The sequence below is a fragment of the Streptomyces sp. NPDC052109 genome, from assembly GCF_040680195.1.
Classification (GTDB): domain Bacteria; phylum Actinomycetota; class Actinomycetes; order Streptomycetales; family Streptomycetaceae; genus Streptomyces.
Map to the genome: position 1 here is coordinate 18441 of NZ_JBFAWF010000030.1, position 26971 is coordinate 45411.

Here is a 26971-nt window from a genome sequence, read left to right on the forward strand (position 1 = left end):
CCTTCCTCAGCTCACGGTCGCCGCAGCGGTGTCGGCTGTTGACGTTGCCCGGCCGACGCCGATGGACCGGCTGCCGCTGTCCGGCATGTCCACCGCGGGATTGCCGCCCCACCGTGCGTTCCGGGGCACTTCCTCCCCCTTCATGAGGAAGGAGTCGGGTGCCAGCGCCGAGCCGTCGCCCATGGTCACGCCGTAGTGCACATGGGCGCCGACGCCCAGCGTGCAGCCGGCGCCGAGCGTGGTGCCGTCGGACTTGAAGGTGCCGTCCTCCTGCGAGTGGCACTGGATCTTGCTGCCGGCGTTGAGGGTGCACTCGTCGCCGATGGTGGTGAGCGTCCGCTCGGTCAGATAGCAGCCGTCGTCGAACACCCTGCTGCCGATGCGGACGCCCAGCAGCCGCCAGACCAGGCTCTTGAACGGGGTTCCGTTGTAGATGTTGAGGAAGTGGTCCGGAACCTTCCACAGCCGCTCGTGCCACCAGAAGTACGGGTCGTAGATCGAGCACAGCCGGGGGTGCAGCGCACGGAACGACGTGATGCAGCGCTCCACCAGGATGAAGTACGCGGTGGAGAAGGCGAGCGTGAGCGCCAGATACCCGGCGATCACCACGTGCCCGATCACGCCGTACAGGTCCACGGAGGCGAGAGCGAACAGGGTGAGTGCGAAGGTGTGCAGCCACCGCACGAGCAGCATGATCACCATGGAGCGCAGGTTGTAGCGGTTCTTCGCGGCGAGCCGGCGGCGCAGGTGGTCGCCCGTCCTCAGGTGGTCGAACCGTGCGTCGCGGTCCACCGTGCGAGGGATCTCGAAGCACGGTGAGCCGAGGAGCCCCACGCCTTCCCGGACCTCGCCGTCCAGGGGAATCATCACCTTCGTCGCGAGCAGGCAGTTGGCTCCCGTCCTGCCGCCCGCCGGGTAGGCGATGTTGTTGCCCAGGAAGTTGTGCGGCCCGATCGACACCCGGGACAACCGGAAGGACGTACTGGAGAAGTCGGCGTTGAGGATCGAGAGCCCGTCGGCGACCATCGTTCCGCTGCCGACGGAGACCAGCAGGGGTGTCTCGTGCTGCACCTCGGTGCCGAAGTTCGACCCCGTCTGCTCGACCCGTGACAGGTCGTATCCGAGTCCGCGCAGGTAGTGGACGATGTAGGAGCTGTCGCCGAAGAGCCAGGCGAAGAACCTGATGTTCGTCATGCGGGCCACGGCCCGTTGCAGCGCGTAGTGGAACCCGTAGAGCGGATAGACCTTGTCCGGTTTGACGACCAGGCCCACCAGGCGCGGGAGCGTGCACACGGCCACCAGCCCCAGGGCGGTGCACCCGAAGAACAGCACCAACGACAGCACCAGCGCGTCGCCGAACAGTTCCGACCGGGACAGTGCGGCCGTCTGCGGGTCGAGTCGCTTGCCGATCGCCGGTACCTCGGTGAACACCATGTACATTCCGCCGACGACCAGCGGGACGTACACGGAGAACAGCTGCACCAGGGTGCCGATCCCGAACCAGGCCCGGCGCGCGGTGCCGCATGCGGCCGGGGCGACCCTGACGTAGTCGATCCGCGTGGGCTCGGCCGGTGATCCGTGCCAGCGCTCGCCGTCCGGGACCGCCTGCCCGGCGTACAGGGCGGACGAGTGGCCGAGCTGGGCACCGTGTCCCATCGACGTGTCGATGTCCAGGACGGTCTTCTCGCCGACGAAGACGTCCCTGCCGAGGGTGATCCGGCCGGTCCGGACGTGTCCCGCGTCGGCCCGGTAGCCGAGGAAGAACGAGTCCTTGCGGATCACCGTGCCCGATCCGATCGTCAGCAGGTCGGTGCAGACCGGGACCGAGTGGGAGAGGATCGTGACCCCCTTGCCGATCCGGGCGCCGAGGGCCCGCAGATACAGCACGTACAGCGGAGTCCCGGTGAGGAGGACCATCGGATTCGCGTGGAGCAGCGCCTTGACGAGCCAGAAGCGAAAGTACGTCAGGCCCCAGACGGGGAACTCGGCCGGTCGCCAGCGGCCGACGAGAAGCCATTTCGCGGCGACCGGGAACGCGCACAGCGCGACGAACCCGGCACCTCCGAACAGCAGCGACCGCAGATAGACGTCGGCCAGGCCCGTACCCGTGGCGATCCACTCGTAGCCCGCGGCGGTGACGAATCCGGAGACGAGCGAGTAGCCCAGGAAGAACAGCAGCTGGAAGGTCCCGCAGAGCAGATGGTTCTTCCGTTTCCCGCGCGGCGCCGGCGCCGGAGACGGCATGGGCGCCGGCGCCGACGGGGCGTCCGCCGGGACGACCAGAGCGGGAGCGGGCTCCCCGAGAGCCGCCGCGAGGGTGCGGATCGTGGGGTACTGGTAGATGTCCCGCATGGACGGGGAGGGCAGATCCGCCGTCTTCCGTAAGCGGGCGCAGAACTGGGCCATGACCAGGGAGTTGGCGCCGAGGTCGGCGAAGAAGTGGCCGTCGACCTGGACACGCTCGGCACCCAGGAGGTCGGCAAGTGTCTGCGCGAGCCTCCGCTCGGTCTCCGCCCTTCTCGGGCCTGTGTCGCTCAGGGCGACGGCAGGTTCGTCCGGCTCCGACACGACCTCGGACGACTGCTCCACCATGCGATCTCCTGAAGAACGTGGATGTTCCTGATCACGAACCGGCGGATTCAGTTTGTCCGGGCAGATGGGGATTTGCCACATACCTCATGGATTTAACCCGAAGTGGAGGATGGCCGGTTGGGCCCTCTTTCCTGGTTCCACACGAGGACGGGGAGCCCGTGAGTCACCCGCGCGGGGGTCCCCCAGATGCCCGGAGAGCGGGTGAGCCCCGCGACCGGGTCCGGCCGCGAGGCCGATCGAGCGGGGCGGCAGCTTGCCCGTGCGAGAAGCCCGGCGCAGTCTGGGGGTATGGGCGCTCAGGACGGCCCCACGCTCATCACCTCCGTCCAGCGGGCCTTCCGGTTGCTGGAGGCGGTGAGCGCGCACGAGAACGGCGCGCCGGCGAAACAGCTGGCACGGGAGACCGGGCTGCCCCTGGCCACCGCCTACCACCTGCTGCGCACTCTGGTGCACGACGGATACGTGCGGAAACTGCCCGACGGCGGCTTCGTCCTCGGCGACAAACTGGTTTCCCTGCACTCGACGGGCCGAACGCAGACACTGCTCAGCCGCGTCCGCCCGGCGCTCGCGGCCCTGCGGGACGAGCTGTCCGGCGCCACCTATCTGACGTTCTACGAGGACGGCGAGATCCGGGTCGCGGAGATCGTCGACGGTCCCCGTGCGCCCCGGGTGGATCTGTGGGTGGGGTTCGAGGACGCCAGCCATGCCACCGCCCTGGGCAAGTCCGTGCTGCGCGAGCTGGACGAGGACGCCCGCCGGGACTATCTGTCCAGGCACCAGCTCGCCGATCTCACGCCGCGGACGATCACCAGTGTGCCGGAGCTGCTGCGCAGGATCGCGTCGTCCCCCCTGGCGCCGGCCGTCACGGATCTGGAGGAGTACGCCCTCGGGACGGTGTGCGTCGCCGTGCCCGTGTACAGCGGGGACACCCTCGGCTCGCTCGGCGTCTCGCTGCCGGTGGAGCGGCAGGCCCGGCTGCAGGAGGTCCGCGCGCGCCTGCTCCCGATCGCGGACCGGGTGACCAGAAGCCTCTCGCTCACTATCTGAAAATCCGCTCCTTGTCGGGACCCGCGCCAGCCCGTTTTCTTAGTGAAACGGACATTCCGGGTGTGCACCCCGTAGAGGCGAGGACAGCGGACGAAACATGAGCCAGGGCCGACACCATGGTGGCGACCACGCGCCGACACGTCAGTTCGGCAACCGGGTGACCGGTGTCCGCGCACCGGTCACCCGGTGGGCGGACGGGCACTTCGGCCCCGGGTTGTGGGTGCTGCCCGTTCTGGTCCTCGCCGTCGTCGTGTGCGTCGACCTCGTCGGAGGGGTCTGGCTGCCGCTGCTGGCGACCGGACCCGCGCTGGCCGCCGCCACCAACGGGCCGCGCGGCGTGCTGGGCATCGGCCTCCTCGCCGCGACACTGGGCGGGCTACTGGGCCACCAGCACGGGATCCCGGCCGGTGAGGTGGCGGCCGTGGTGTCCGCCCTGCTGGCCGTCACCGCGGCCAGCGGCCTGGCCGGCGCGCTGCGCGGCCGTCGTGAACGGGTGCTCGCGGCCGTCCGCTCGGTCGCCGAGGCCGCCCAGCACGCGCTGCTCCAGCCCGTCCCGGAGACCGTCGGACCGTTCCAGGTGGCCGTCCGCTACAGCGCCGCCGCGGCCGAGGCCCGGATCGGCGGGGACCTGTATGCCCTGGTGCCCACCCCGCACGGGGTCAGGCTGATCGTCGGAGACGTGCGCGGCAAGGGCCTGCCCGCCGTGGGGACGGCCGCACTCGTGCTGGGGGTGTTCCGCGAGGCCGCCTATGACGAGCCCGACCTGCTCGCCGTCGTCGGCAGGATCGAGCGGAGCCTGGCCCGCAACCTCGGCCCGGACGACTTCGTCACCGCGGTGGTCGCCGGATGTCCCCGCCCGGGGCACCTGGAGGTCGTGAACTGCGGACACGCGCCTCCGATGCTGATATCCGCCGGCGGAGACGTCACCTCGGTGGAGCCCACTCAGCCGGCCCCGCCTCTCGGGCTGCGCGCCCTCGCCGGACAGGGTCCCCGTCTCCAGCATCTGCCCTTCGCCGTCGGAGACCAGCTGCTGCTCTACACCGACGGGGTCACCGAGGCGCGCGATCAGGCCCGTGCGTTCTATCCGCTGGCCGCGGGCGTGGCCCGGCATGTCTCCGACGATCCGGCACACACGCTCACCGCGGTCCACGACGAGCTGCTCACGCATGTGGGGGGCCGGCTGCACGACGACGCCGCCCTGCTCCTGCTCCGCAGGCGGTCCGCCGACGAGCAGGTCCCCGCGCCGCCCCGGTCGGAAGCCGCGCCCTAACCCGCCACGAGATCGGCCCACCGGGTGACGCCGCCCGGGTGGACACGTATGCCATGGCGAGTCGCCAGGGCGTGGACGATGGTCTCGCCCCGGCCGTGCTCGTCCGGATCGATCCCGTCGCGGGACCGACACGCCGGGATCACGGGTCCCGCGTCGGTGACCTCGATGCGGATGGCGTCACCCTCCCAGGACAGCCCCAGTACGGCCGGGGGGCGGGCGTGGATGATCGCGTTGGTGACCAGCTCGGACACCACGAGGAGCGCGTCGTCGGCGATGGACGCGGACACGTCCCAGTCGGCGAGGACCGCCGCCGCGCTTCGGCGTACGGCCGAGACGGCGCCGGGGACGGGCGGAATCGGACACACGTGTTCGTATGCCGCCCGAAGCAGCGTGTTGAGCTGTGCCGCCATGGTCTCTCCTGGTGATCTGTGCGGCCGGTCAAGCACCGTGGCCCGGCGCATTCCCGGCTTCGCAGCAAGCTACGGAGACAATTCGGGCGGGTCAATGAACGGGGGTCGGCATTACCGAACGTGGACCTTTCGACGGCTCCGCCGGGTCCGCCTGTCCGTACGGCGAAGCACCCATGGCGGTACTAGGCTCGCTTCATGACCGGCCCAGTCCAGTCGATCGAACGGGCGGCGGCGATTCTGCGCCTGCTCGCCGGTGGGCCCCGCCGCCTCGGGCTCGGCGAGGTCGCGGCCTCACTCGGACTGGCCAAGGGCACCGCCCACGGCATTCTGCGCACGCTCCAGCACGTGGACTTCGTGGAGCAGGACGCGGCGACCGGGAAATACCAGCTCGGAGCGGCCCTCCTGCACCTGGGCACCAGCTACCTGGACGTCAACGAGCTGCGCTCGCGCTCCCTCAACTGGGCCGACGCCCTCGCCGCACGCAGCGGAGAGGCGGTGCGCCTGGGAACGCCGCTGGAGGGGAGCGTGCTCATCGTCCACCACGTGTTCCGGCCGGACGACACCTTCCAGACCCTGGACGTGGGCTCGCTGCTGCCGTTGCACGCCTCCTCGCTGGGCAAGGTGCTGCTCGCCTACGGGACCGCGACGCTCGAGCCCGCCAAGGAGCCGGCGCTGGAGGCGTACACCCGGCACACCCTCACCGACGGCCGACGGCTCGCGCGGGCGCTGGCCGAGGTGCGGGATCTCGGCTGGGCCGCCGAGATCCAGGAAATGAGCATGGGAGAGGCCGGGCTCGCCGCGCCGATCCGAGGACACGGCGGCCTCGTCGTCGGCGCCATCGGGCTGTCCGGGCCGGTCGAGCGGATATGCGACAGCCAGGGCCGCCCCCGCCCGGGTCTGGTCACCCTGATCCGTGAGGCCGCGCGGGCGATCTCCAGAGACCTGGGAGCCGCCCGCTGGTAGGCCGGACGGCCGCCCCCTCGACCCCCCGGAAGGCAGACCCGATGGCTGAACGGTATGTAATGTCCATCGATCAGGGCACCAACTCGACCCGGTGCATTCTGTTCGATCACCGGGGGCGCCTGGTCTCGGTGGCGCAGAAGGAGCACCAGCAGCACTTCCCCCAGCCCGGCTGGGTCGAGCACGACGCCGTCGAGATCTGGCAGAACCTCCGGCGCGTCGTGCCGGAGGCCCTGTCCGTCGCCGGTGTGGACACGGGACAGGTCACCGCCGTCGGTCTGGCGAACCAGCGTGAGACGACCGTGCTCTGGGACCGGCGGACCGGCGCCCCCCTCGGCCGGGCGATCGTCTGGCAGGACACCCGGACGGCGCCGCTCGTGGAGGAACTCAGACGGCGCCCCGGCGACGAGTTCTTCCTGCAACGGTGCAGTCTGCCGCCCTCGACCTATTTCTCGGCGCTGAAGATCCGCTGGCTGTTCGACCATGTCAAGGGGCTCCAGCAACGCGCCCACGACGGCGAGGTGCTGTTCGGAACCATGGAGAGCTGGCTGATCTGGAACCTCACCGGAGGCCCCGACGGCGGCCTGCACATCACCGACGTCACCAACGCCAGCCGCACGATGCTCATGAACATCCGAACGCTCAACTGGGACGACGAGCTGCTGGCCTTCTTCGGAGTGCCCCACGCGATACTGCCCGAGATCCGGCCCTCCGCCGAGGCATACGGCGACGCGCGCTCGCTGATGCCGGGCGTCGCCATCACGGCCGCGCTCGGCGACCAGCAGGCCGCGCTCTTCGGCCAGACGTGCTTCTCCCCCGGCGAGGCGAAGTGCACCTACGGAACGGGCAGCTTCCTGCTGCTCAACACCGGCAACGACCTCGTGCGGTCCCGGCACGGACTCCTCACCACCGTCGCCTACAAGATCGGGGACCAGCCGCCGGCCTACGCCCTGGAAGGGTCGATCGCCGTCACCGGGGCACTGGTCCAGTGGTTCCGGGACCGCCTGGGCCTGATCAACAGCGCCCCGGAGATCGAGACCCTCGCCCGGACGGTCGAGAACAACGGCGGCTGCTACATCGTCCCCGCGTTCTCGGGCCTGTTCGCACCTCGCTGGCGCAGCGACGCGCGCGGGGTCATCGTCGGCCTCACCTCGTACATCACCAAGGGACACCTGGCGCGTGCGGTTCTGGAGGCCACCGGATGGCAGACCCGAGAGGTCGTCGACGCCATGAACGCCGACTCCTCGGTCTCGCTCCAGCAGCTCAAGGTGGACGGGGGCATGACCGCGGACAACCTGCTCATGCAGTTCGTGGCCGACGTGCTCGACGTGCCCGTGGTACGGCCCATGGTCGCCGAGACGGTCTCCCTCGGCGCCGCCTACGCTGCCGGGCTCGCCGCCGGCTACTGGCCGGACCTGGAGGTGCTGCGCCGCAACTGGCACCGGGCCGCGCAGTGGCTGCCCGACATGGATCCCGAGCTGCGGGAGGCGGAGTACGGCAACTGGCAGCGGGCCGTCGAACGATCCCTGGGCTGGGCCGGGTGCCCCCGCTCCACCGCCCCGGGCCCGCCGTGACGACTGCCCCCGGCCGACCGCTGACAAGGTGTCACTTCCGAGGCGTCAGGAGAGGATTCGGCGCCCGATAGTAGCCATGTACATAGTAGCCATGTACAGTATTCGCCATGAGCAAGGTTCCCGAAGGAGCCACCCCCGGATTCCTGGTGTGGCGGCTGTCCATGAAGTGGCGGGTCGCGGTGGACCGCGCGGTGGCCCCCCTGGGGCTGACCCACGCGCAGTACTCCCTGGTGGCGTCACTGCACGGCATGCACCGCTCCGGCCTGCGTCCGAGCCAGCGGCGCCTCGCCGACCACACCGGATTGGAGGCGCTCTACGTGTCCAAGCTGGCCCGCGGCCTGGAGTCGGCCGGCCTGCTCGAACGCACCCGCGACCCCGACGACCCGCGCGCCGTGCAACTCCAACTCACCGAGCAGGGGCGCGAGGTCACCCGGCAGGCGATCGACGTCGTACAGGGGCTGCTGCGGCAGCTGCTGGCGCCGCTCGGCGGCCCCGGGAGCCCGCGCGCCCGGGAGCTCAGCCAGGAGCTGAGGATCCTGCTCGACGCACCGCTTGACCCGTTCGGCACCACCGATCACGAGACGGAGCAGTCATGACCACCACCGCACCCCTGGTCGACCCTCGCACCATCGCCCTCGCCCACTACGCCTCGCGCGCCGTCCTGGAGCGCGTCCTGGCCCCCTACGGCACCACCTTCCTCCAGAACGTCACCCTGCGGCTCGTCGCCGTCGCGGACGGCCCGCTCGACCGGGCCGCGCTGGTCGACAGCGTCACCGACGCGGTGAAGGTCGACACGGCGGACGCGCACCGGACGGTCGAGGAACTCGTCTCCGCCGGGCTGCTCGTCACGGCCGAGGCGTCCCGCGTGGGCATCACCGAAGCGGGCCGGGAGTTGTACGCCAGGACCTCCGCCGAGACGGCACCCGTCTCGGCCCGGGTCTACGCCGGCATCTCCGAGGAGGACCGCGCCGTGACCGGCCGCGTGCTGGCCCTGATCACCGAACGCGCCAACGCGGAACTGGCCGCCCTGGAGGCCCGACAGGGTTAGTGGAATATTGAACAAACCCGTTCCGTTGTGGCCGTCGAAGGAGGTCACGAGTGGAGACGCAAGTGGAGACCACGTACTACGGCCACGGCACGCCGGCCGAGCGCTGGGAGCGCGCGCAGCAGTTCTTCGAGGCGAAGGACTACGCGGGCGCGGCGCGGGTGCTGACCGGGCTGGTCCAGGAAGCGCCGGAGCAGACCGGAGCCCGGCTGCTGCTGGCCCGCGCCTACTACCACTCGGCCCAACTGCGCCGCGCGGAGGCCGAGTTGCGGACCATCGTCGAGAGCGACCCGGTGGAGCACTACGCCCGGCTGATGCTGGGCCGTACGCTCCAGCGGCAGGCCCGGCACGAGGAGGCGGAGCGGCACCTGCGGATAGCCTCGGCGCTCGCCGGTGACTTCCCGCAGGAGTGAGCCACATGCCGAGGGCCCGGTTCCCGTCAGGGTTCCGGGCCCTCGGCATGCCTCAGGGACCCGGCCGCTCGTGGTCCTCGGCACGGATGGTCACGCGGACACCCGGGCGCCCTCGGTGTCCTGCGGTCAGCTCTCCACCGTGCCGCCGCCGAGCCGGGCGGTCTCACGCAGGGCACCAGGGCGGCGGAGGCCAATCCCGTACGGCGGCGGGCCCGGTGCACGAAGAAGCAGGTGATCCGCCAGTCGGGCAGGATCGGCGCGGCCGCCTCGTAGGCCCGGCGGTGCCTGATCCGGGCAGCTCGGCCGGCGGGCCGAACTGGCACCGGCCGGCGCAGTCGGGGCCGTCGTGCACCAGGGCGGCCTGCGCCCGGCCCGCGCGGACCCGCTCCCTCCTTCTCCGCCCGGGTGTCTCGGTGTGGCCGACGTGTGCTGGCCCAGGACCCGTACCAGGAACGCCCTGTCTCCCGCCGGGGTCACAGCGAGGCCGTCGCGCGCAGGAGCAGGAACAGGGTGACGGCGGAGTTCGCCGACGACATCGCCGACACCAGCGCTCCCGCGGCGGCGCCCCAGGCGGCGAGGCCGACCGAGGTGAACGCCGACGGCCAGGTGCGCGCCACGGGTGCCGGGGCCGGCAGCGCGGCCACCCGGCGCGGTACGGGTCCAGTCGCCGCGAGCGCGGAGAGGGTGGGCGCGGGGGTGTCGGCGGAGAGCAGCGCCGCCCTGCCGATGGCACGGGCGACCGTACGCAGGTCGCCGACCGCCCGGGCCGCCTCCTCGTCCGCCCAGCGCTCGGCCGTGTAGCCGACGGCGCTGCGCAGTGGCCGCAGGAACGGGTTGGCGCGGGCGGCGAGGTGCGCGGCGAGGAGATGGCGGTGGTGGCCGGCGGACAGGTGGGCGCGTTCGTGCGCGAACAGGGCGCGCCGCTCGGCGGGAGCGAGGCCCGCCAGCAGCGCGGTGCTGACGACGATCCGGCCCGGGCCGCCGGGCAGGGCGTAGGCGTACGGCGTGCTGTCGGGCAGGACCGCGACCGACCTGCCCGGCAGCGGGGCCAGGGCCCGGCGGACGCGGCGGGTGACCCGGCGGTGCCGCAGCAGGGTGCGCGCGCAGGCGGCGGCGACCAGGGCGAGCGCGGCGATGGCGGCCCGGCCGGCGACCTCGTCGTGCGGGACGGCGGCCCGGACCTGCGGGTCGGACCAGCCGTCCGGGAGGAGGTTGCCGGGCAGTTGGGCGGTGCCGACCACCATGAGCAGGACCAGGCAGAGCGTGCTGCACAGCGCCATGACCACCGCGACCGCGGTCAGCAGACGGGTCGCGGTGCGTGGGTGCAGTCGCGTCTCGGCGAGCCGGGCGACCGGCCAGGCGGACAGCGGGAGCACCAGCGGCAGGAAGACGAAGACCCCCATGGGCGGTCAGTGTCCCGTACGGCCGCCGGTCGTGTCCGTTGAGTCCGGCGGACCGGTGTCCGCCGCGTCGAGCAGGGCGCGCAGCACCCGCTCGTCGTCCGGCGGCAGGGCGGTGACGAAGCTGGCCAGGACCGCCTCGCGGTCCCGTTCGCCGTCGAGCAGGCGGCGCATGCGCAGGGCGGCGAGCCGGGCGACGTCGGCGGTCGGCGTCCACAGGAAGGACCGGCCCCGGCGTTCCCGGGCGACGACGTCCTTGGCGAGCAGCCGGGTCAGGATGGTGACGACGGTGGTGGGGGCGAGGTCGCCACCCAGGCGCTGCCGCACCCAGGCCGCGGTGACCGGTCCGTCCGCCTCGCGCAGCGCGCCGAGGACCTGTTCCTCCAGCTCGCCCTGGCCGCGCCGCCGGGCCCGGCCGCCTTCCCGCGCCATGTCCCGCTCTCCCTCCGGCCTCGGCGTGTCGGACCACGCTACTTCACCTCGTCAGGACCACGGTGCGCGATCTCGCCGGGGACGACGCCGACGCCGAGGAACGCGGCCGGCGGGGCGCCGAGCGGCGGCACGGAGTACCCGAGCACGGCGACGGCGGCGAGCGCCGGGACCCTCGGCCCGGGTGAGCCGGCGGGTCGTGGCACCGGCGGGCGACGGACGCACGGCAGCGACGGTGTCCTCGGGATGGGCCGTGCGGGCGGCGACGACCTGCGCGGACAGCTCGGTCCGGCCGACGGGAACGGTCGGTTCACGGGCGTGGACGAGTTTCTCGGCCCGGAACGAACCCGCGTACAGCGGCCCGGGAGAGCGGCGAGCAGCAGGAAGGGCGACGAGGACACCGGGCGTAGAAGTGCGGCCGCGGGACCAGCGGGCGCGGCGGCCGCGCGCGGCGGGGCGGGGCGGGGCGCCTCGGACAGGACGGCCGGGGGGGTGGTGAGCTGTGCCACAGGGAGTGCCGGGGTGACATGGCATGCTGACGCGATGGCACCTCCCCGTGATCACGCGCCGCTCGCCGAGCGGGTCGAGGAACTCCTCGCCGCCGGCGGCCCCTTGCCCATCGTCGCCGCCGGACAGCCGGTCCTGCGGCGCGGCACCGAGCCGTACGACGGTCAGCTCGGCCCCGCCCTGCTCGCCCGCTTCGTCGAGGCCCTGCGCGTCACCATGCACGCCGCGCCCGGCGTGGGCCTCGCCGCCCCGCAGGTCGGCGTGGCGCTGCGGATCGCGGTCATCGAGGATCCGGCGCCGGTGCCCGAGGAGGTGGCGGTGGCCCGGGGCCGTGTCCCCCAGCCGTTCCGCGTCCTGGTCAACCCGGCGTACGAGCCCGTCGGCACCGCCCGTGCCGCGTTCTTCGAGGGCTGTCTGAGCGTGCCGGGGTGGCAGGCGGTGGTCGCCCGGCACGCCGAGGTGCGGCTGCGGGCCGAGGACGAGCACGGCCACACGGTGGACGAGGTGTTCGGCGGATGGCCCGCGCGGATCGTCCAGCACGAGACGGACCACCTGGACGGCACGCTCTACCTGGACCGGGCCGAGCTGCGTTCCCTGTCGACGAACGAGGCGGTGGCCGCACTGTGGAACCGGCCCACCCCCGAGGCGGCGGCCGAGGCACTCGGCTTCACACTGCCCGAGTCCCGAACTCCCTGAAAAGATCCGGGCCTTGCCGCTCCTGGCCGCATGCCCCGCGGCCGAGGCCGTCCCACTCCTGGCGGGACCGCCTCGGCGTCGGATGACGGGGTGTCACGCGTCGCGGTACGCCTCCAGCAGCCGCAGCCACACCTCGCTCAGCGTCGGGTACGAGGGGACCGCGTGCCACAGGCGGCTGACCGGGACACGGCCGGCGACGGCGACGGTGGCCGAGTGGATGAGCTCGCCGACGCCGGGGCCGACGAAGGTGACGCCGCGCAGGATCTCGTCCTCGAGGTCGACCACCATGCGGGCGCGGCCCTTGTAGCCGTCGCCGTACAGGCCCGCTCCCGCCACGGAGGAGAACTCGACGTCGACGGCGCGGACGCGGTGGCCGGCCCGTTCCGCCTCGGCGAGGGAGAGGCCGACCGCGGCGGCCTCGGGATCGGTGAAGACGACCTGGGGTACGGCGTGGTGGTCGGCGGTGGCCACGTGGGCGCCCCAGGACTCGTCCAGGACGGGGTCGCCGGACGCGCGCGCCGCGATCGCGGCGCCGGCCATGCGGGCCTGGTACTTGCCCTGGTGGGTGAGGAGGGCGCGGTGGTTGACGTCGCCGACGGCGTACAGCCAGTCGGTGCCCGTGACGCGCAGGGTGTCGTCGACGTCCAGCCAGGAACCGGGTTCGAGGCCGACGGTGTCGAGGCCGATGTCGTCGGTGTGCGGGACGCGGCCGGTGGCGAAGAGGATCTCGTCGGCCTCGATCCGCTCCCCGGCGGAGGTGACGGCGACGACGGTGCCGTTCTCGCGGATGACGGACTCCACGGAGGTGCCGGTGCGGACGTCGACGCCCGCCTCGGTGAGCGCGTCGGCGACCAGTTCCCCGGCGAACGGCTCCATCCGGTTCAGCAGGCCCTTGCCGCGGACCAGGAGGCTGACCCGGGAGCCGAGGGCCTGCCAGGCGGTGGCCATCTCGGTGGCCACCACTCCCCCGCCGACGACGATCAGCCGGGCCGGCGCGGACCTGGCGCTGGTGGCCTCGCGGCTGGTCCACGGCTTCACCTCGGCGAGGCCCGGCAGGTCCGGCAGCTGGGCGCGGGTTCCGGTGGCGACGGCGACGGCGTGCCGGGCGGTGAGGGTCGTGACCGTGCCGTCGGGGGCGGTCACGGTGACCGTGCGGGGGCCGGCGAACCGCCCGTGGCCCCGGTAGAGGTCGGCGCCGATGCCGTCGAGCCATCCGACCTGGCCGTCGTCCTTCCAGTGGGAGGTGTACTCGTCCCGGCGGGCGAGCACGGCGGGGGTGCCGAGCGGGCCGTGGACCGCCTCGGCGAGGCCGGGCAGGCGGCGGGCGTCCGCCTGGGCGATGACCGGCCGGAGCAGGGCCTTGCTGGGCATGCACGCCCAGTACGAGCACTCTCCGCCGACCAGTTCGCTCTCCACGATCGCGGTGGTGAGGCCGCCCGCGCGCGTGCGGTCGGCGACGTTCTCCCCCACGGGTCCGGCCCCGAGCACCACGACGTCGTACGCGATGGATTCCGTTTCCGTCATGGGGTCAGTCTGGTGGGTGGTGTGCGCGACGGCCACATGGGTACGTGCGCGGGACACAGACGTGCACGTGTGGAATAGGCGGCCCGGCGGTCGTGTTTCCGCCGTCGGCACACCCCACACCAGGAAGAGGGACCCACGCCATGAGCACCACCGTGGAGCTGACCAAGGACAATTTCGACGAGACGGTCACCGAGAACGACTTCGTTCTCATCGATTTCTGGGCTGCCTGGTGCGGGCCGTGCCGCCAGTTCGCCCCGGTGTACGAGAAGGCCGCCGTGGACAACCCGGACCTCGTTTTCGGCAAGGTGGACACCGAGGCCCAGCCGGAGCTGGCCGCGGCCTTCGGCATCCAGTCGATCCCGACGCTGATGATCGTCCGTGACAAGGTCGCCGTCTTCGCCCAGCCGGGTGCCCTGCCCGAGGCCGCACTGACCGACCTCATCGGTCAGGCCCGGAAGCTCGACATGGACGAGGTCCGCAAGAGCATCGCGGCCCAGGAGGGCCAGGCCCAGTAGTCCTAGAACGGGTACGGCGCCACGTCGCCGCGTACGGTCGTCCAGCGCAGCTCGGTGAACGCGTCCAGATTGGCCTCACCACCGAATCGGGCGCCGGTGCCGGACCCGGCCACGCCGCCGAACGGGGCCACCGCCTCGTCGTTCACCGTCTGGTCGTTGACGTGGACGATGCCGGTCGGGATCCGCTCGGCGAGGTCGAGGGCCCGGGCGGTGTTCCGGGTGACGATGCCCAGGGAGAGCCCGTACGGGCTGTCCGCGGCGAGCGCGGCCGCCTCGTCGGCGGTGGTGAAGGAGCGGACGGGCGCGACCGGGCCGAAGACCTCCTCGGCGTAGGCCGGGGTGTGGTCGCCGGCGTCGGCGAGCACGGTCGGCCGGTAGAAGAGCTGTTCGTGGGTGCCGCCCGCGGCGACTTTGGCGCCGCGGGCGGCACTCGTGCGGACCAAGCCGTCGATCTTGGCGAGCTGTCCCGCGTCGATGACCGGGCCGAGGTGGACCTGCTCGCGGTGCGGGTCGCCGACGGCGAGCGAGTCGGCCTTCGCGGCGAGCCGTTCGACGTATGCGTCGTAGAGCGAGGCGTGGACGAGATGGCGGCCGGTCGTCATGCAGATCTGGCCTTGGTGGAAGAAGGAGCCCCAGGCCGCCGTGGAGATCACGGCGTCGAGGTCGGCGTCCTCCAGCACGATCAGGGCCGAGTTCCCGCCGAGTTCGAGGTGGGCCCGCTTCAGGTGGCGGCCGGCCGCCTCGCCCACGGCGCGGCCCGCCGCGGTGGAACCGGTGAAGGAGATGACGGGGACCACCGGGTCCTCGACCAGCGCCCGGCCCGCGTCCGCGCCGCCGGGCAGCACGTGCAGCAGGTTCTCGGGCAGTCCGGCCGCCGCGAAGACGGCGGCGAGCGCGAGCCCGCCGCAGACGGCGGTTCGCGGATCCGGCTTCAGGACCACCGCGTTGCCGAGCGCCAGGGCCGGCGCGACGGAGCGGATGGACAGGATCAGCGGAGCGTTGAACGGGGAGATCACCCCCACCACGCCGACCGGGACCCGTCGGGTGTACGACAGCCGGGGCGCCTCGCTGGGCAGCACCTGGCCGGTGGGGCGGGAGGCGAGGGCGGCGGCCTCGTAGCACTCCTGGGCGGCCACGTGGAGTTCGAAGTCCGCCTTCCCCGGGACGGATCCGGACTCCCGCACCAGCCAGTCGCGCAGTTCGTCGGCGTGCTCGGTGAACAGGTCCCCCGCCCTGCGCAGCACGTGGGCCCGTTGGAAGTGCGGTGCGCGGGCCCAGGCGGGCTGGGCGGCGCGGGCGGTGCGCGCGGCGGCACCGACGTCCTCGGGGGCGGCGAGGGTGACGCTGCCCAGGGCGTCGCCGGTGGCGGGTTCGGTGACGGTGTGGACAGGGCCGGTCAGGCCGCGGTCCTGCCAGGTCTTCGGGTCGAGCAGCGGCATACGGCTCTCCGATCGATCGCCGGGCGGTACGGCTGGGGTGAGCGGGGTCGCCGACACGCCCGGGGTACACGCTCGGGCGCACCCCGCGTCGGGCACAGGTCCAGTCTCCCGCACCAATTCGTTGAGCGCGAAACTACATCGCGAGCGCGGTGGCCGGAAAGCCGGGGTGCCGGCGCGGACCGGGCCGGCGGCGAGTGGGACGTGGGCGGCCGGACTGCGGGACGTTCACCTCGGCTCGCTCCCGCCGGGAACCGGGCCTGAGGACCCGCAAGGGCGGATCAGCGGGAGGCACTTGCGCCCGGACCGGTTCAGCTGGACTCGCGCTGGATCACCGAGGCGCCCAGGACCCTGTGCACCTCCGGTTCGCGGCCGGGATCGCGGACCGCCCGGTCGACCAGTTCGGCGAGGTCGCGGCCCGAGGGCAGTTCGATGTGCACCGTGCTGAGGCGGGGCCGCAGCAGCCGGCCGAGCATCAGGTCGTCGGCGCCGATCACGGCCACGTCCTCGGGGATGCGCACCCCCTCGTCCTGCAGGCTCCGCATCAGCAGCATCGCGTACTCGTCGTTGTAGGCGAACACCGCGTCGAGCCCCAACTCGGGCCACTGGGCCGCGAGTCGGGCCGCGGACTCCTCCGTGTACGCGAGCGCCAGCTCCGTGACGGCGGCGTCCGTGCCGTGCAGCGCCTGACGCACACCGGCGAGGCGGGGTCGCGAGTAGACCTCGAGGCCGGGCTCGTCGGGCACCACGACACCGATCCGGCGCCGGCCCCGGGCGTACAGATGTGCGCCCGCGCACAGGCCGACGGCGTCGTGGTCCATCAGCAGGGCGTGCGCGCCGTCCACGCGGTCGGGGCCGAGGGTGAGCACGGCCCGCGCACCGGAACGCCTGAGGAGACCGACGCCCTGCGGACCGAGCCCCGTGCCCGGTACCAGGACGGCCACCGGCCGCAACTCCGCCCAGGCGCGGGCGGCTTCGTCACCCTGAAGGCCGACGGTGCCGTACTGCACGACGGTGTAGTCGAGCCGGCCCAGCGCCCACTGCAGCTCGTTGAGGAACCCGCTGTACAGCGGACCCGCGGGGATCGCCGGAGCCGGCATGAGGACCATGCGGCTGTGCCCGGCGCGCAGGCTGCGGGCGGCGGCGTGGGGGACGTACCCCAGTTCCCGCGCGGCCTCGTGCACGCGTCGGCGCGTCGGCTCGCTGATCCGTACGGCGCTGGTGTTGTTGAGGACGTAGGACACCGTCGCGCGCGAGACGCCCGCCAGGCGGGCCACATCGGCACTGGTGGGGGTGTTCGGTATCTGCACCATGACAGACCGCATATTGGCAGAGGGGCGGAGGCCGGGCAGAGGCGGGGCGACGTGGTTCATCGTTCGACGAAAAGCGGGCACAGCCCGCAGGCGCCGAACATGTTCGTCACGTACTTGTTCCTAACGAACATGTTCGTTAGCGTGAGGGCATGACCGCTTCTCCCCGCTCCCGTCGTGAGCGTCCCGCCAAGCCCGCCCTGACCCGGGAGGGCATCGTCAGCGCCGCGGTCGCGCTCCTGCGCGCGGAAGGGCTGCGCAAGGTGACCATGCGCCGACTGGCCCAGGAACTCGACACCGGTCCGGCCTCGCTGTACGTGTACGTCCGCAACACCGACGAGCTGCACGCGGCCGTCCTGGACGAGCTGCTCGGCACGGTCGCCCCGCCCCCCGCCGCGGGCGACTGGCGGGAGCGGCTGGAGAAGGTGCTCACCTCCTACACCGGAATGCTCCTGGAGCATCCGAGTCTCGCCCGCTCGGCGCTGACCGCGCGGCCGAGCGGCCCGAACTATCTGCGCCTCGTCGAGACCCTGCTGGACCTGCTCGGGTCGGGCGGCGTGCCGCGCACACAGGCGGCATGGGGCGTCGACCTGCTGCTGCAGCACGCCACCGCGACCGCCGCCGAACACGCGGGGGACGACTCACCGGGCGACTGGCAGGCACTCGTCCGCGCCCTGCGCGAGGCGCCGTCCGACACCCATCCGCACATCGCCGCCGGCGCCGAGGCGCTGCTCCGCGGCGCCCCCGAGGCCCGCCTGTCGTGGGCCTTCCAGACCCTGATCAACGGCATCGAGCGCACCGCCGTACCCGACTGACCCCGCCAGGAGGCCCCCCATGACCACCCACCGTCCCCACCACGAGATCACCGTCGTCGGCGCGGGCCTCGGCGGGCTCACGCTCGCCCGCGTGCTGCACGTGCACGGCGTGGAAGCCGTCGTCTTCGACCTGGACCCCTCGCCGGCCGCCCGGACGCAGGGCGGCATGCTCGACATCCACGACGAGTCCGGCCAGGAGGCGCTGCGGGTCGCCGGTCTGCACGAGGAGTTCCTCAAACGCGTCCACACCGGCGGCCAGGCGATGCGGGTGCTGGACCGGCACGGCGCCGTCCGGCTCGCCCAGGACGACGACGGCTCCGGCGGCCGGCCCGAGACGGACCGCGGGCACCTGCGCGAGCTGCTGCTCGGCTCGCTGCCCGAGGGCACGGTCCGCTGGGGCGCCAAGGTCACCGCGGCCCGTCCGCTGGGCGGCGGCGTGCACGAGGTCACCCTGGCCGACGGCACCGCGTTCACCACGGGCCTGCTGGTCGGCGCGGACGGGGCCTGGTCCCGGATCCGTTCGCTGCTCTCCCCCGCCCGGCCCTCGTACACGGGCGTGTCGTTCGTGGAGGCCGACCTGGAGGAGGCGGATCTGCGCCACCCGGCGAGCGCGGCGGTCGTCGGCGGCGGCATGCTCTTCGCACTCGGCGCGGGCCGGGGTTTCCTCGGGCACCGCGAGACCGACGGCAGTCTGCACGTGTACGCGGCCGTCGAAGCGCCGGAGGACTGGCTGGACGGCATCGACTTCGGCGACACCGAGGCGGCGAAGGCGGCCGTGCTGAAGGAGTTCGACGGCTGGGACGAGGGCCTGCGGGCCCTCGTCGCCGACGCGGACGGGGCGCTGGTACCCCGGCGGATCCACGCATTGCCCGTCGGTCACCGCTGGGACCGGGTGCCCGGCGTCACGCTGCTCGGGGACGCGGCCCACCTGATGTCGCCGTTCGCGGGCGAGGGGGCCAATCTGGCGCTGATCGACGGCGCCGAACTGGGCCTCGCGCTGGTCGCGCGCCCCGGGGAGACCGAGGCCGCGCTGGCCGCCTACGAGGAGCGGATGTTCCGGCGCGCGGAGGTGGCAGCGGCGGAGTCGGCGCGGGGCGGTGAGCTGCTGTTCCGCGCCGACGCCCCGCAGGGACTGCTCGACATGTTCGCGGGCCACGGGACCCAGGCCGGCTGACCGGCGTTCAGCGGGGCGGCTGGGTGCCGGTGATCCGGGCGACCAGGTCGATCCAGCCGGCCTCCAGCCGTTCCATGGGCATCCCGCACTGCCGGGTCTGGTGGTGGATCACGGCCGGGTCGAGCGAGGCGAGCAGGGCCTGGGACAGCAGGTCGCAGTCGGCGTCGGGCACGATCTGCCGCAGCAGCATCACGATGTGCGTGCGCAGTGCGGCCACCGCCGGATGGGCGAGTCTGCGGGTGGGTTCCGTCTGGGCGGCGAGCCGGAGATCGAGCTGCTCGGCGTAGCGGTACAGCGCCGCCACGCCGAACGCCCGCAGGCGCTCCAGGGGCGGCGCGCCCGGGCCCAGCGGCGGGGGGCCGCCCAGGAAGTCGGCCTGCAGCGTGCGGTCGGAGTGGTCGAGCAGGGCCATCAGCAGCCCCGTACGGTCACCGAAGCGGCGGAAGACCGTACCCTTGCCGACCTTGGCCGCCGCCGCCACCGCCTCCATGGTGACCCCGGCCACCCCGTGCTCCGCGATCAGCCGGGCGGCCGCCTCCAGCAGACGGGCCCGGTTGCGTGCCGCGTCGGCACGCAGGCACGGCTCCTCGGGAGCCGCCCCGACCTCCAGCACCTGCGGCACGTCGAAGGGCTCTTGAGGCGGCGGGAAGGGCGGGAGGGCGCTGGACATGAAGACAGCGTAAAGCATCGGGAACAAAACTGGACCGCGGTCCGGTTAAGGTGATAGACCATTAAGCGGACCTTGGTCCGGATCGTAACGGCGAAGTTTCAGCCCTTTGGAGTTTCCATGTCTGTTCGCATTCTCGCGCTCGTCGGCAGCCTCCGTGCCGGTTCGCACAACCGTCAGCTCGCCGAAGCGGCCGTCAAGCTCGCTCCCGAGGGCGCGGAGGTCGTGCTGTTCGAGGGCCTGGCCGAGATCCCCTTCTACAACGAGGACATCGACGTCGAGGGCAGCGTCCCGGCCGCCGCCGCGAAGCTGCGCGAGGCTGCCCAGGCCGCCGAAGCCTTCCTGCTCTTCTCCCCCGAGTACAACGGCACCATCCCGGCCGTCCTGAAGAACGCCATCGACTGGCTGTCCCGCCCGTACGGCGCCGGCGCCTTCGGCGGCAAGCCCGTCGCCGTGGTCGGCACCGCCTTCGGCCAGTACGGCGGCGTGTGGGCGCAGGACGAGGCCCGCAAGGCCGTGGGCATCGCCGGCGGCAAGGTGATCGAGGACATCAAGCTGTCCATCCCCGGCTCGGTGACCCGCTTCGCCGAGACCCACCCGGCCGACGACACCGAGGTCGCCGCCCAGCTGACCGAGGTCGTCGCCCGTCTGCACGGCAACGTGGCGGAGGTCGCGGCCGCCTGACCGCCCGAGCAGTACGCGCCACGTGAGGGGCCGGATCCGTCCGGCCCCTTTCCCGCTGTCCGCGCACCGGCCGGATCCTCTCTGGCGGCGCGCCGCCCGCGTCATCCCGCCACCAGCCGTTCGCCCAGCGCGCTGCGCCGGTACAGGACGCGGCGGCCGTCCCGGGCGCGGATCACCAGGCCCGTCGCGTCGAGCACCCGAAGGTGCTGGGACACGGCGCTCGGGGTCACGCCCAGCCTGCGGGCGAGTTCCACCGTCGGCAGTGGTTCCGCGAGCAGCCGCAGCAGGGTGGTCCGCGGTGCGCCGATCAGGGCGGTGAGGGCGGAGGCGTCGGAAGCTGGTTCGGGTTCCCAGAGGGTGGCCGTGCCGCGGCCCGGATAGGCGAGCATGGGCGGTTCCTCGGCGCTGATCGGGGGCGCCGGCTTGTGCGCGAACACCGAAGGGACGAGCCGCAGCCCCCGCCCGGCGCCGTCGACCGCGTGCCGGCCGATCATCCTGTCGATGGTCAGGACGCCGTCCCGCCAGCCGAGGTTCGGATGCAGCCCGGAGAAGAGCGACCGTGCGCCGCCGGTCGCCAGCTGCCCCGCACGGTGTGTGATGTCGGCCTCCAGAACGAGCCGGATCCTGGGCCAGTGCGGCAGCAGGGCCGTCCGCCAGTAGCGGTGCAGCAACCGGCAGAGGGCGTCGAGGAGTTCGAGGACGGGCTCGTCACCGGGCGCGTCGGCCGCCCGCAGCGGGCCGGGGAGCGGGTGCGGGGCGTGCGCGGCACGCAGATCACGTCGTACGGCCTCCGGGGGCGTGGCCCGTACGAGGGTCAGCTGCTCGTCCAGCGACGGGGCGTAGGCGGTGGGCCGGGGCGTCAGGAAGTCGGGCAGGGCGAGCGTCGGGCCGACCAGGGCGGACAGCAGGGGGAGGTCGGCGGGGGCGAGGCCGGTGAGCACGGTGCGGCGCCAGCCGCGGTGCAGGGGGTGCAGACCAGGGGCGCGCAACACGCGCAGGCTCTTCATCAGTTCGCCCAGCGGGGAGATCGCGAACCGGGTGTCGGCGAGGTCGTCGACCCCGAGCCGGAAGCTGATCATTTAGCCCCCGTCTACATCCTTCGCCAACCGCCCGCGCATGGCGTGGACTTCGGCACATGGCACATCACCACACCGGGCAGCGTACCCCGCGGCTCGTTCCGCTGCTGGCGCTGGCCTGCGGGGTCGCGGTCGGCAACGTCTACTTCCCGCAGGCCGTCGCCCCGCTCGCGGCGGCGGGGCTCGGCGTCTCCCCCGGAACGGCCGCCGCGGCGGTGACCGCGACCCAGTTCGGCTATGCGGCGGGCGTCTTCCTGCTCGTCCCGCTCGGCGACCGGCTGCCGTCCCGCCCGCTGCTGGTCACCCTGCTCACCGTGACCGGCGCCGGCCTGTGCGGCGCCGCCGCCGCACCCACGCTGCCCCCGCTGCTCGCGGCGAGCGTGCTGGTCGGCGCGGCCACGGTGATCGCTCCCCTGGCCGGACCGCTGGCGGCCGGACTGGTCCCGCCGGAGCGGCGGGGCGCGGTCGGCGGCACGCTGCTGAGCGGGGCCCTCGCGGGCATGCTGCTCTCCCGCACGGTCGGCGGCGCCCTCGGGGACCGGCTGGGCTGGCGGGCCCCGTACGTGCTGGCGGCCCTGCTCAGCCTCGTGCTCGCGCTGGTACTGGCCCGCACCCTGCCGACCACGGCACCGCCGTCCCGCCGACGCTACCCGCGCCTGCTGTCCGAGCCCGTCCGCCTCCTGTTCACCGAACCGGCCCTGCGCCGCTCCTCCTTCTACCAGGCGACCGTGTTCGCCGGTTTCTCCGCCGTGTGGACCGGGATGGCACTGCTGCTGACGGGCCCGGCGTACGGTCTCGGCGCGGACGCCGTCGGGCTGCTCGCGCTCGTCAACGCGGTGACCATGTTCGTCACGCCGGTCGCGGGCCGGCTGGTGGACCGGCGGGGCGCCGACGCGGTGAACCTGGTCTGCTTCCTCCTGGTCGTCGCGGCCGCGGCGGTCCTCTCCCTGGGCGGCCTCGGCGGCACCGCGGGCCTGCTGTCCCTGGTGGCGGGCACGCTCATGCTGGACGTCGGCATGCAGTCCGGCATGGTCGCCAACCAGGTGCGCGTCTACGCCCTCGCCGCGGACGTCCGCAGCCGCCTCAACACCGCGTACATGACCTGCGCCTACCTGGGTGGCGGTCTCGGCTCCTGGCTCGGCGCCCGGGCCTACGGGTGGTGCGGCTGGTCCGGGGTGTGCGGTCTGACCGCGCTGCTGACGGGGCTGGGCCTGATACGGCACCTGGCCGCACGGGCCGGCCGTCGGCGGGTGCCCCGGACGTCGCCCTCGTGAACCGCCATCTCCCGGCGAGCGGATCAGGAGGGGAGCGACGTGGGCGTGCTGTTGCCGACCTGCTGGAAGATCATCGAGGTACGGAATCCGGTGATCTCCGCACGCTTGCTGAGGCGGTCGACGAGGAAGGCGTGGACTGGAGCGCCGCCCTGTCCGTGCACGACGAACTGACGGGTGAGACGTACCACTGGGGCAGGACCAATGATCGGGCTGGGCCGGGTCGGAGAGCACCTCGCCCGGCTGCTGGCGGCCGAGGGCGCCGAGCTCACGGCCACCGACATCGACCCCGGCAGGCGCTCGGCGCTGCCTGGCGCGGCCCGGAGGAGATCCTCACCGAGGACGTCGACGTCGTCGTCCCGGCGGCGCTCGGCTCGCTGCTCACCGGGGAGCTCGTGCCGCGCCTGCGCTGCGGGGCGGTGGCCGGGCCGGCGAACGACCAGCTCGCCACCCCGGACGTGGCGAGCTGATGTACCGTCACGGCATCGTCCGGGTGCCCGACTTCGTGGCCGGTGCGGGCGGCGTCATCAACGCCATAAGCACCGAACTCCACCGCGTCGGACCCGAGGAGGCCCGTGCGCGGGTCCTCGCCATCGAACAGACCGTCACCGACCTGATCGACACCGCGGAACGCGAAGGCGTGACTCCCGCACGGGCAGCCGACGAGACGGCCCGGCGCCGCCTGCACGCGGCTTCACTCCCACCCCGGCTCCGGGCCGAGGGATGGCATCCGGGCGAAACACGTGTACGGTCACCCGCTTCTGACGTTACCGTTCGGTAGACATCGTTCCCGGAGTCTCCCGGAGGTCCTCGCCCATGACGCCCGACCGTTCCGCCGGACTCGTGGAGACCCGGCGCGCGCTCGCCGACGGCGAAGTGACCTCCCGTGCGCTGGTGGAGCGGGCCCTGGCCCGGATCGAGGCCACCCAGGGCACGCTGAACGCCTTCCGGATCGTGCGGGCCGAGGCCGCGCTCGCCGAAGCGGACGCCGCAGACCGGGAGTTGGCCGCCGGCGCGCGGCGCCCGCTGCTCGGCGTGCCGGTGGCGGTGAAGGACGACATGGACGTCGCCGGAGAGCCGACCGCGTTCGGCTGTGCGGGCGCGTTCCCGCCGGCCGCCGAGGACGGGGAGGCGGTTCGGCGGCTGCGCGCGGCCGGTGCCGTGATCGTCGGCAAGACGAACACCTGCGAGCTGGGGCAGTGGCCGTTCACCGAGGGACCGGCGTTCGGGGACACCCGCAACCCGTGGCACACCGGGCACACGCCCGGCGGTTCGTCCGGGGGCTCGGCCGCCGCCGTCGCCGCCGGGATCGTCCCCGCCGCGCTCGGCTCCGACGGCGCCGGCTCGGTGCGCATCCCGGCCGCGTGGACCCGGCTGATCGGCATCAAGCCACAGCGCGGGCGTATCTCGACCTGGCCGCGCGGCGAGTCCTTCCAGGGCATCACGGTCAACGGCACCCTCGCCCGGACGGTCGCCGACGCCGCCCTGCTGCTGGACGCGGCGAGCGGCAACCACGGCCAGGACCCGCACCGGCCGCCCGCGCTGACGGTGGCGGACGCGGTCGGCCGGGACCCGGGCCGGCTGCGGATCGCCCTGTCCCTGAAGCCGCCGTTCACCGCCGTGCCGGCCCGCCTGCACCCGGAGGTCCGCGCCCGGGTCGTGGAACTCGCCGGACAGCTCGCCTCGTTGGGACATGACATCGAGGAGGCCGACCCGCCGTACGGGCAGATCGGGCTGACGTTCGTGCCACGCGCCACCGCCGGGATCGCCGAGTGGGTCAGCGAGGCCCCCGACCCCGCGCTGCTGGATCCGCGCACCCGCGACGCGGCCCGGCTCGGGCGGCTGCTCGGCGGGGCCCCGCTCAAAGCGGCCCGGCGCGCGGAGGCGGTGCTGCACCGGCGGATCGGCCGGTTCTTCGAGCGTTACGACGTGATCCTCGCGCCCACGACGGCCGCTCCCCCACCCCGGATCGGCGCCCTGTACGGGCTGCGCGGACTGGCCACGGACCGCGCGATGATCGCCGCCTGCCCGTACGCCTGGCCGTGGAACGTGCTGGGCTGGCCCGGGGTGAACGTGCCCGCCGGGTTCGTCGGCGACGGTCTGCCGGTGGGTGCGCAGCTGCTCGGGCCCGCGGGCAGCGAGCCCCTGCTGGTGTCCGTGGCCGCCCAGTTGGAGGCGGAGCTGCGCTGGCACGAGCGGTGGCCGCCCGAGCCGGCGTCGGCGCCGCGCGCCGCCTGACGGCCGGTTCGCCGTACCCTGGAGCCATGGACGACGCGTCGATGGTCGGGCTCGTGGGGCGGGTGACGGGAACGGTCGGACCCGGGCTGGTCGGCGAGGTGATCGTGCGGGTGCGCGGGGGCGCGGAGCACTTCCTCGCCCATCCGGCCGACGGCACGAGCCGGATCGAGCGCGGGACGGTCGTCATGGTGGTCGAGCATCTGCCCCCGCGAACCGTGTACGTCGAGGCCGCTTACGGCAGTTGAGCGCGCTGCGCCCCGGCTGAGGGCGGAGTGCGTCAAAATGGCAACAAGGATTCGCCGCTCTCTTCTCCGCGGGTCCGGGCAGGCGCACACTCCCCTTCGTTCGGTGCCGGACGGGCACCAGGCCAAGGGGGCGAATGCCGATGGTCGTCGGCGTCGTTGCGGGGGCGGTCGTGGTTACCGTTCTCGTGTTGATCGGTCTGTTCAAGCTGATGTGGCGGGTCGCCGAGCCCAACGAGGCGCTCATCATCTCCGGGTCCACGCACCGGACCGAGGGCCTGGAGGAGGGCATGGGATTCCGCATCGTCACGGGACGCGGAACCCTCGTCCTGCCGGGTGTGCAGGCGGTGCGCAAGCTCTCCCTCGACCTGAACGAGACCGAGCTGCACGTGGACTGCGTGACACACCAGGGCATTCCGCTGAAGGTGCGGGGCGTGGTCATCTTCAAGGTGGGCGACGACTTCGTGTCGATCGCCAACGCGGCCCGCCGTTTCCTGGACCAGCAGAAGCTGATGGCGGAGCGGGTGCACAACGTGTTCGCCGGTCATCTGCGGTCCATCGTGGGCGGGTTGACGGTCGAGGACATGATCCGCGACCGGGAGAAGCTGACCGGGCAGACCCGGGCTGCCTGCGGTACGGAGATGGAGAAGCTCGGCCTGATCGTGGACTCGCTGCAGATCCACGAGATCGAGGACCCGACCGGATACATCCAGAACCTGGCCATGCCGCACGCGGCGGCCGTGCAGCGGGACGCGCGCATCGCGCAGGCCGAGGCGAACCGGCTGGCCACGGAGGCCGAGCAGCAGTCGTTCGCACGGATGGCGGAGGCCACCCGGGACAGCGAGATCCTGCAGGCCGGCTACCAGGCCGAACGGGACAAGGCGGCGGCGAAGGCGCAGCAGGCCGGTCCGCTCGCCGCGGCAGGGGCCCGGCAGGAGGTCGTCGTCCAGGAGACGCGGGTCGCCGAACTGGAGGCGCACCGGCGCGAACAGCAGCTCCAGGCCGATGTCCGCAAGCCGGCGGACGCCGCGGCCTACGAGAAGCGGACGCTCGCCGAGGCCGACCGCGACGCGCGGATCTCGGCGGCCGAGGCCAAGGCGAAGGAGACGGAGCTGGCCGCCGCCGCCGAGGCGACCCGGGTGAAGACCGCCGCGGCCGCCGAGGCCGAGGCGACCGAGACGCGGGGTGCGGCGACTGCCGCCGCCACCCGGGCCACCGGTGAGGCCGAGGCCGCCGCCGCACAGGCGAAGGGCCTCGCGGAGGCCGAGGCGGCCCGGGCGCAGGGCCTCGCGGAGGCCGAGGCCATCAAGGCGCGCGCCGCCGCGCTCGCCGAGAACCAGGAGGCGGTCGTCGCCCAGCAACTCGCCGAGAAGTGGCCGGAGATCGTCCAGGCGGGTGCGGCCGCGTTCGGCAACGTGGACAACATGGTGCTGCTCAACGGGGCGGACGGCATGGGCGAGTTGTTCGCCAAGGCGCTCACCATGGGCGGCACGGGCCTCGGCCTCGCCCGGAAACTGCTCGCGACGATGGGCGACAACGCCCCGGCGGCGCACGGCGCCTCGCCCTCCGTGAACGGAGCGGTGCCTCCCGGGCCGCCGACGCTGCCGGTGGTTGTGGACGAGGACTGAGGAGGGCCGGAGGCGGGGCGCGTCCCGGGCACCTCGGGCCTTCGCCCC

27 protein-coding genes are annotated in these 26971 nt (G+C 73.1%); 17 read left to right on the forward strand and 10 right to left on the reverse strand.

The window, feature by feature from the left end; all coding sequences use genetic code 11:
- Nucleotides 1-6 precede the first annotated feature (6 nt).
- A complete protein-coding gene (locus AB0L59_RS37520) occupies nucleotides 7-2592 on the reverse strand; it encodes a Pls/PosA family non-ribosomal peptide synthetase (RefSeq protein ID WP_365591370.1) in 2586 nt (861 codons plus the stop codon).
- 288 nt (nucleotides 2593-2880) lie between these two features.
- On the opposite strand from AB0L59_RS37520, the gene AB0L59_RS37525 reads away from it, so the two are divergent.
- Both AB0L59_RS37525 and AB0L59_RS37530 read left to right on the forward strand, forming a co-directional pair.
- Nucleotides 2881-3639 (forward strand): IclR family transcriptional regulator, encoded by a 759-nt coding sequence (locus AB0L59_RS37525; protein WP_365591372.1) that lies wholly within the window; start codon nucleotides 2881-2883, stop codon nucleotides 3637-3639.
- A gap of 97 nt (nucleotides 3640-3736) precedes the next feature.
- Entirely contained in the window at nucleotides 3737-4909 is a 1173-nt protein-coding gene (locus AB0L59_RS37530; RefSeq protein WP_365591373.1) for a PP2C family protein-serine/threonine phosphatase, read from the forward strand.
- Here the strand turns inward: AB0L59_RS37530 and AB0L59_RS37535 are convergent.
- Nucleotides 4906-5319, reverse strand: coding sequence for an ATP-binding protein (locus AB0L59_RS37535; protein WP_365591374.1), 414 nt, complete (start codon nucleotides 5317-5319; stop codon nucleotides 4906-4908). The genes AB0L59_RS37530 and AB0L59_RS37535 overlap by 4 nt on opposite strands.
- Before the next feature lie 195 nt (nucleotides 5320-5514).
- Between AB0L59_RS37535 and AB0L59_RS37540 the strand changes: the two genes are divergently transcribed.
- The 5 genes from AB0L59_RS37540 (at nucleotide 5515) to AB0L59_RS37560 (ending at nucleotide 9311) form a co-directional block, all read left to right on the forward strand.
- Nucleotides 5515-6282, forward strand: a complete 768-nt coding sequence (locus AB0L59_RS37540; protein ID WP_365591375.1) for an IclR family transcriptional regulator — start codon at nucleotides 5515-5517, stop codon at nucleotides 6280-6282.
- 41 nt (nucleotides 6283-6323) lie between these two features.
- Nucleotides 6324-7853 carry a glycerol kinase GlpK gene (gene glpK / locus AB0L59_RS37545; protein ID WP_365591376.1) on the forward strand — a complete coding sequence of 510 codons (1530 nt, stop codon included), beginning with the start codon at nucleotides 6324-6326 and terminating at the stop codon, nucleotides 7851-7853.
- 107 nt (nucleotides 7854-7960) lie between these two features.
- Nucleotides 7961-8449 carry a MarR family transcriptional regulator gene (locus tag AB0L59_RS37550; RefSeq protein ID WP_365591378.1) on the forward strand — a complete coding sequence of 163 codons (489 nt, stop codon included), beginning with the start codon at nucleotides 7961-7963 and terminating at the stop codon, nucleotides 8447-8449.
- Nucleotides 8446-8901 carry a MarR family winged helix-turn-helix transcriptional regulator gene (locus AB0L59_RS37555; protein ID WP_365591380.1) on the forward strand — a complete coding sequence of 152 codons (456 nt, stop codon included), beginning with the start codon at nucleotides 8446-8448 and terminating at the stop codon, nucleotides 8899-8901. The genes AB0L59_RS37550 and AB0L59_RS37555 overlap by 4 nt, the downstream gene beginning before the upstream one ends.
- Before the next feature lie 62 nt (nucleotides 8902-8963).
- Nucleotides 8964-9311 carry a tetratricopeptide repeat protein gene (locus AB0L59_RS37560; protein WP_365591489.1) on the forward strand — a complete coding sequence of 116 codons (348 nt, stop codon included), beginning with the start codon at nucleotides 8964-8966 and terminating at the stop codon, nucleotides 9309-9311.
- A 473-nt stretch (nucleotides 9312-9784) separates the two neighbouring features.
- On the opposite strand, the gene AB0L59_RS37565 is transcribed toward AB0L59_RS37560, so the two are convergent.
- From AB0L59_RS37565 to AB0L59_RS37575, 3 genes are read right to left on the reverse strand one after another with little or no spacing between them, the layout of a single operon-like run.
- Nucleotides 9785-10714 carry a M56 family metallopeptidase gene (locus AB0L59_RS37565; protein WP_365591382.1) on the reverse strand — a complete coding sequence of 310 codons (930 nt, stop codon included), beginning with the start codon at nucleotides 10712-10714 and terminating at the stop codon, nucleotides 9785-9787.
- A 6-nt stretch (nucleotides 10715-10720) separates the two neighbouring features.
- On the reverse strand, nucleotides 10721-11143 hold the full coding sequence (locus AB0L59_RS37570) for a BlaI/MecI/CopY family transcriptional regulator (protein ID WP_365591384.1): 423 nt from the start codon (nucleotides 11141-11143) through the stop codon (nucleotides 10721-10723).
- Between the two features lie 38 nt (nucleotides 11144-11181).
- Nucleotides 11182-11346: a hypothetical protein gene (locus AB0L59_RS37575; RefSeq protein ID WP_365591385.1), complete on the reverse strand. Its 165-nt coding sequence runs from the start codon at nucleotides 11344-11346 to the stop codon at nucleotides 11182-11184.
- 337 nt (nucleotides 11347-11683) lie between these two features.
- Here AB0L59_RS37575 and AB0L59_RS37580 point away from each other — a divergent pair, with 337 nt between their 5' ends.
- On the forward strand, nucleotides 11684-12343 hold the full coding sequence (locus AB0L59_RS37580; RefSeq protein ID WP_365591387.1) for a peptide deformylase: 660 nt from the start codon (nucleotides 11684-11686) through the stop codon (nucleotides 12341-12343).
- 93 nt (nucleotides 12344-12436) lie between these two features.
- Here AB0L59_RS37580 and AB0L59_RS37585 read toward each other — a convergent pair whose 3' ends face one another.
- The gene (locus AB0L59_RS37585; protein WP_365591389.1) at nucleotides 12437-13867 is read right to left on the reverse strand and encodes an NAD(P)/FAD-dependent oxidoreductase; all 1431 of its coding nucleotides are present in this window, start codon (nucleotides 13865-13867) and stop codon (nucleotides 12437-12439) included.
- 140 nt (nucleotides 13868-14007) lie between these two features.
- On the opposite strand from AB0L59_RS37585, the gene trxA reads away from it, so the two are divergent.
- Nucleotides 14008-14382 (forward strand): thioredoxin, encoded by a 375-nt coding sequence (gene trxA, locus AB0L59_RS37590; RefSeq protein ID WP_365591390.1) that lies wholly within the window; start codon nucleotides 14008-14010, stop codon nucleotides 14380-14382.
- 2 nt (nucleotides 14383-14384) lie between these two features.
- Here trxA and AB0L59_RS37595 read toward each other — a convergent pair whose 3' ends face one another.
- The gene (locus AB0L59_RS37595; protein WP_365591392.1) at nucleotides 14385-15821 is read right to left on the reverse strand and encodes an aldehyde dehydrogenase family protein; all 1437 of its coding nucleotides are present in this window, start codon (nucleotides 15819-15821) and stop codon (nucleotides 14385-14387) included.
- Between the two features lie 308 nt (nucleotides 15822-16129).
- Nucleotides 16130-17143 carry a LacI family DNA-binding transcriptional regulator gene (locus tag AB0L59_RS37600; RefSeq protein ID WP_365591394.1) on the reverse strand — a complete coding sequence of 338 codons (1014 nt, stop codon included), beginning with the start codon at nucleotides 17141-17143 and terminating at the stop codon, nucleotides 16130-16132.
- Nucleotides 17144-17280: 137 nt separating this feature from the next.
- On the opposite strand from AB0L59_RS37600, the gene AB0L59_RS37605 reads away from it, so the two are divergent.
- A complete protein-coding gene (locus AB0L59_RS37605; protein WP_365591395.1) occupies nucleotides 17281-17943 on the forward strand; it encodes a TetR/AcrR family transcriptional regulator in 663 nt (220 codons plus the stop codon).
- A 19-nt stretch (nucleotides 17944-17962) separates the two neighbouring features.
- Entirely contained in the window at nucleotides 17963-19117 is a 1155-nt protein-coding gene (locus AB0L59_RS37610; RefSeq protein WP_365591397.1) for an NAD(P)/FAD-dependent oxidoreductase, read from the forward strand.
- A 7-nt stretch (nucleotides 19118-19124) separates the two neighbouring features.
- On the opposite strand, the gene AB0L59_RS37615 is transcribed toward AB0L59_RS37610, so the two are convergent.
- On the reverse strand, nucleotides 19125-19805 hold the full coding sequence (locus AB0L59_RS37615; protein ID WP_365591399.1) for a TetR family transcriptional regulator: 681 nt from the start codon (nucleotides 19803-19805) through the stop codon (nucleotides 19125-19127).
- A gap of 99 nt (nucleotides 19806-19904) precedes the next feature.
- On the opposite strand from AB0L59_RS37615, the gene AB0L59_RS37620 reads away from it, so the two are divergent.
- Nucleotides 19905-20468 (forward strand): NAD(P)H-dependent oxidoreductase, encoded by a 564-nt coding sequence (locus tag AB0L59_RS37620; RefSeq protein ID WP_365591401.1) that lies wholly within the window; start codon nucleotides 19905-19907, stop codon nucleotides 20466-20468.
- 101 nt (nucleotides 20469-20569) lie between these two features.
- Here AB0L59_RS37620 and AB0L59_RS37625 read toward each other — a convergent pair whose 3' ends face one another.
- Entirely contained in the window at nucleotides 20570-21547 is a 978-nt protein-coding gene (locus tag AB0L59_RS37625) for a helix-turn-helix domain-containing protein (protein ID WP_365591402.1), read from the reverse strand.
- Nucleotides 21548-21603: 56 nt separating this feature from the next.
- On the opposite strand from AB0L59_RS37625, the gene AB0L59_RS37630 reads away from it, so the two are divergent.
- From AB0L59_RS37630 to AB0L59_RS37650, 5 genes are all read left to right on the forward strand, one after another.
- The gene (locus AB0L59_RS37630; protein WP_365591404.1) at nucleotides 21604-22818 is read left to right on the forward strand and encodes an MFS transporter; all 1215 of its coding nucleotides are present in this window, start codon (nucleotides 21604-21606) and stop codon (nucleotides 22816-22818) included.
- Between the two features lie 131 nt (nucleotides 22819-22949).
- Nucleotides 22950-23285: a hypothetical protein gene (locus AB0L59_RS37635; protein ID WP_365591406.1), complete on the forward strand. Its 336-nt coding sequence runs from the start codon at nucleotides 22950-22952 to the stop codon at nucleotides 23283-23285.
- 346 nt (nucleotides 23286-23631) lie between these two features.
- Nucleotides 23632-25053: an amidase gene (locus AB0L59_RS37640; protein WP_365591407.1), complete on the forward strand. Its 1422-nt coding sequence runs from the start codon at nucleotides 23632-23634 to the stop codon at nucleotides 25051-25053.
- 26 nt (nucleotides 25054-25079) lie between these two features.
- Complete coding sequence (locus AB0L59_RS37645; RefSeq protein ID WP_365591409.1) at nucleotides 25080-25298, forward strand: hypothetical protein; 219 nt, start codon at nucleotides 25080-25082, stop codon at nucleotides 25296-25298.
- Nucleotides 25299-25432: 134 nt separating this feature from the next.
- Nucleotides 25433-26923: an SPFH domain-containing protein gene (locus AB0L59_RS37650; RefSeq protein ID WP_365591411.1), complete on the forward strand. Its 1491-nt coding sequence runs from the start codon at nucleotides 25433-25435 to the stop codon at nucleotides 26921-26923.
- Nucleotides 26924-26971: the final 48 nt, after the last annotated feature.

Excerpts from the sequence above, each read along its gene's own strand:
- AB0L59_RS37520 (WP_365591370.1), bottom strand. The coding sequence starts at position 2,592 with ATGGTGGAGCAGTCGTCCGAGGTCGTGTCGGAGCCGGACGAACCTGCC.
- AB0L59_RS37525 (WP_365591372.1), top strand. The coding sequence starts at position 2,881 with ATGGGCGCTCAGGACGGCCCCACGCTCATCACCTCCGTCCAGCGGGCC.
- AB0L59_RS37530 (WP_365591373.1), top strand. The coding sequence starts at position 3,737 with ATGAGCCAGGGCCGACACCATGGTGGCGACCACGCGCCGACACGTCAG.
- AB0L59_RS37535 (WP_365591374.1), bottom strand. The coding sequence starts at position 5,319 with ATGGCGGCACAGCTCAACACGCTGCTTCGGGCGGCATACGAACACGTG.
- AB0L59_RS37540 (WP_365591375.1), top strand. The coding sequence starts at position 5,515 with ATGACCGGCCCAGTCCAGTCGATCGAACGGGCGGCGGCGATTCTGCGC.
- glpK (WP_365591376.1), top strand. The coding sequence starts at position 6,324 with ATGGCTGAACGGTATGTAATGTCCATCGATCAGGGCACCAACTCGACC.
- AB0L59_RS37550 (WP_365591378.1), top strand. The coding sequence starts at position 7,961 with ATGAGCAAGGTTCCCGAAGGAGCCACCCCCGGATTCCTGGTGTGGCGG.
- AB0L59_RS37555 (WP_365591380.1), top strand. The coding sequence starts at position 8,446 with ATGACCACCACCGCACCCCTGGTCGACCCTCGCACCATCGCCCTCGCC.
- AB0L59_RS37565 (WP_365591382.1), bottom strand. The coding sequence starts at position 10,714 with ATGGGGGTCTTCGTCTTCCTGCCGCTGGTGCTCCCGCTGTCCGCCTGG.
- AB0L59_RS37570 (WP_365591384.1), bottom strand. The coding sequence starts at position 11,143 with ATGGCGCGGGAAGGCGGCCGGGCCCGGCGGCGCGGCCAGGGCGAGCTG.
- AB0L59_RS37580 (WP_365591387.1), top strand. The coding sequence starts at position 11,684 with ATGGCACCTCCCCGTGATCACGCGCCGCTCGCCGAGCGGGTCGAGGAA.
- AB0L59_RS37585 (WP_365591389.1), bottom strand. The coding sequence starts at position 13,867 with ATGACGGAAACGGAATCCATCGCGTACGACGTCGTGGTGCTCGGGGCC.
- trxA (WP_365591390.1), top strand. The coding sequence starts at position 14,008 with ATGAGCACCACCGTGGAGCTGACCAAGGACAATTTCGACGAGACGGTC.
- AB0L59_RS37595 (WP_365591392.1), bottom strand. The coding sequence starts at position 15,821 with ATGCCGCTGCTCGACCCGAAGACCTGGCAGGACCGCGGCCTGACCGGC.
- AB0L59_RS37600 (WP_365591394.1), bottom strand. The coding sequence starts at position 17,143 with ATGCGGTCTGTCATGGTGCAGATACCGAACACCCCCACCAGTGCCGAT.
- AB0L59_RS37605 (WP_365591395.1), top strand. The coding sequence starts at position 17,281 with ATGACCGCTTCTCCCCGCTCCCGTCGTGAGCGTCCCGCCAAGCCCGCC.
- AB0L59_RS37610 (WP_365591397.1), top strand. The coding sequence starts at position 17,963 with ATGACCACCCACCGTCCCCACCACGAGATCACCGTCGTCGGCGCGGGC.
- AB0L59_RS37615 (WP_365591399.1), bottom strand. The coding sequence starts at position 19,805 with ATGCTTTACGCTGTCTTCATGTCCAGCGCCCTCCCGCCCTTCCCGCCG.
- AB0L59_RS37620 (WP_365591401.1), top strand. The coding sequence starts at position 19,905 with ATGTCTGTTCGCATTCTCGCGCTCGTCGGCAGCCTCCGTGCCGGTTCG.
- AB0L59_RS37625 (WP_365591402.1), bottom strand. The coding sequence starts at position 21,547 with ATGATCAGCTTCCGGCTCGGGGTCGACGACCTCGCCGACACCCGGTTC.
- AB0L59_RS37630 (WP_365591404.1), top strand. The coding sequence starts at position 21,604 with ATGGCACATCACCACACCGGGCAGCGTACCCCGCGGCTCGTTCCGCTG.
- AB0L59_RS37640 (WP_365591407.1), top strand. The coding sequence starts at position 23,632 with ATGACGCCCGACCGTTCCGCCGGACTCGTGGAGACCCGGCGCGCGCTC.
- AB0L59_RS37645 (WP_365591409.1), top strand. The coding sequence starts at position 25,080 with ATGGACGACGCGTCGATGGTCGGGCTCGTGGGGCGGGTGACGGGAACG.
- AB0L59_RS37650 (WP_365591411.1), top strand. The coding sequence starts at position 25,433 with ATGCCGATGGTCGTCGGCGTCGTTGCGGGGGCGGTCGTGGTTACCGTT.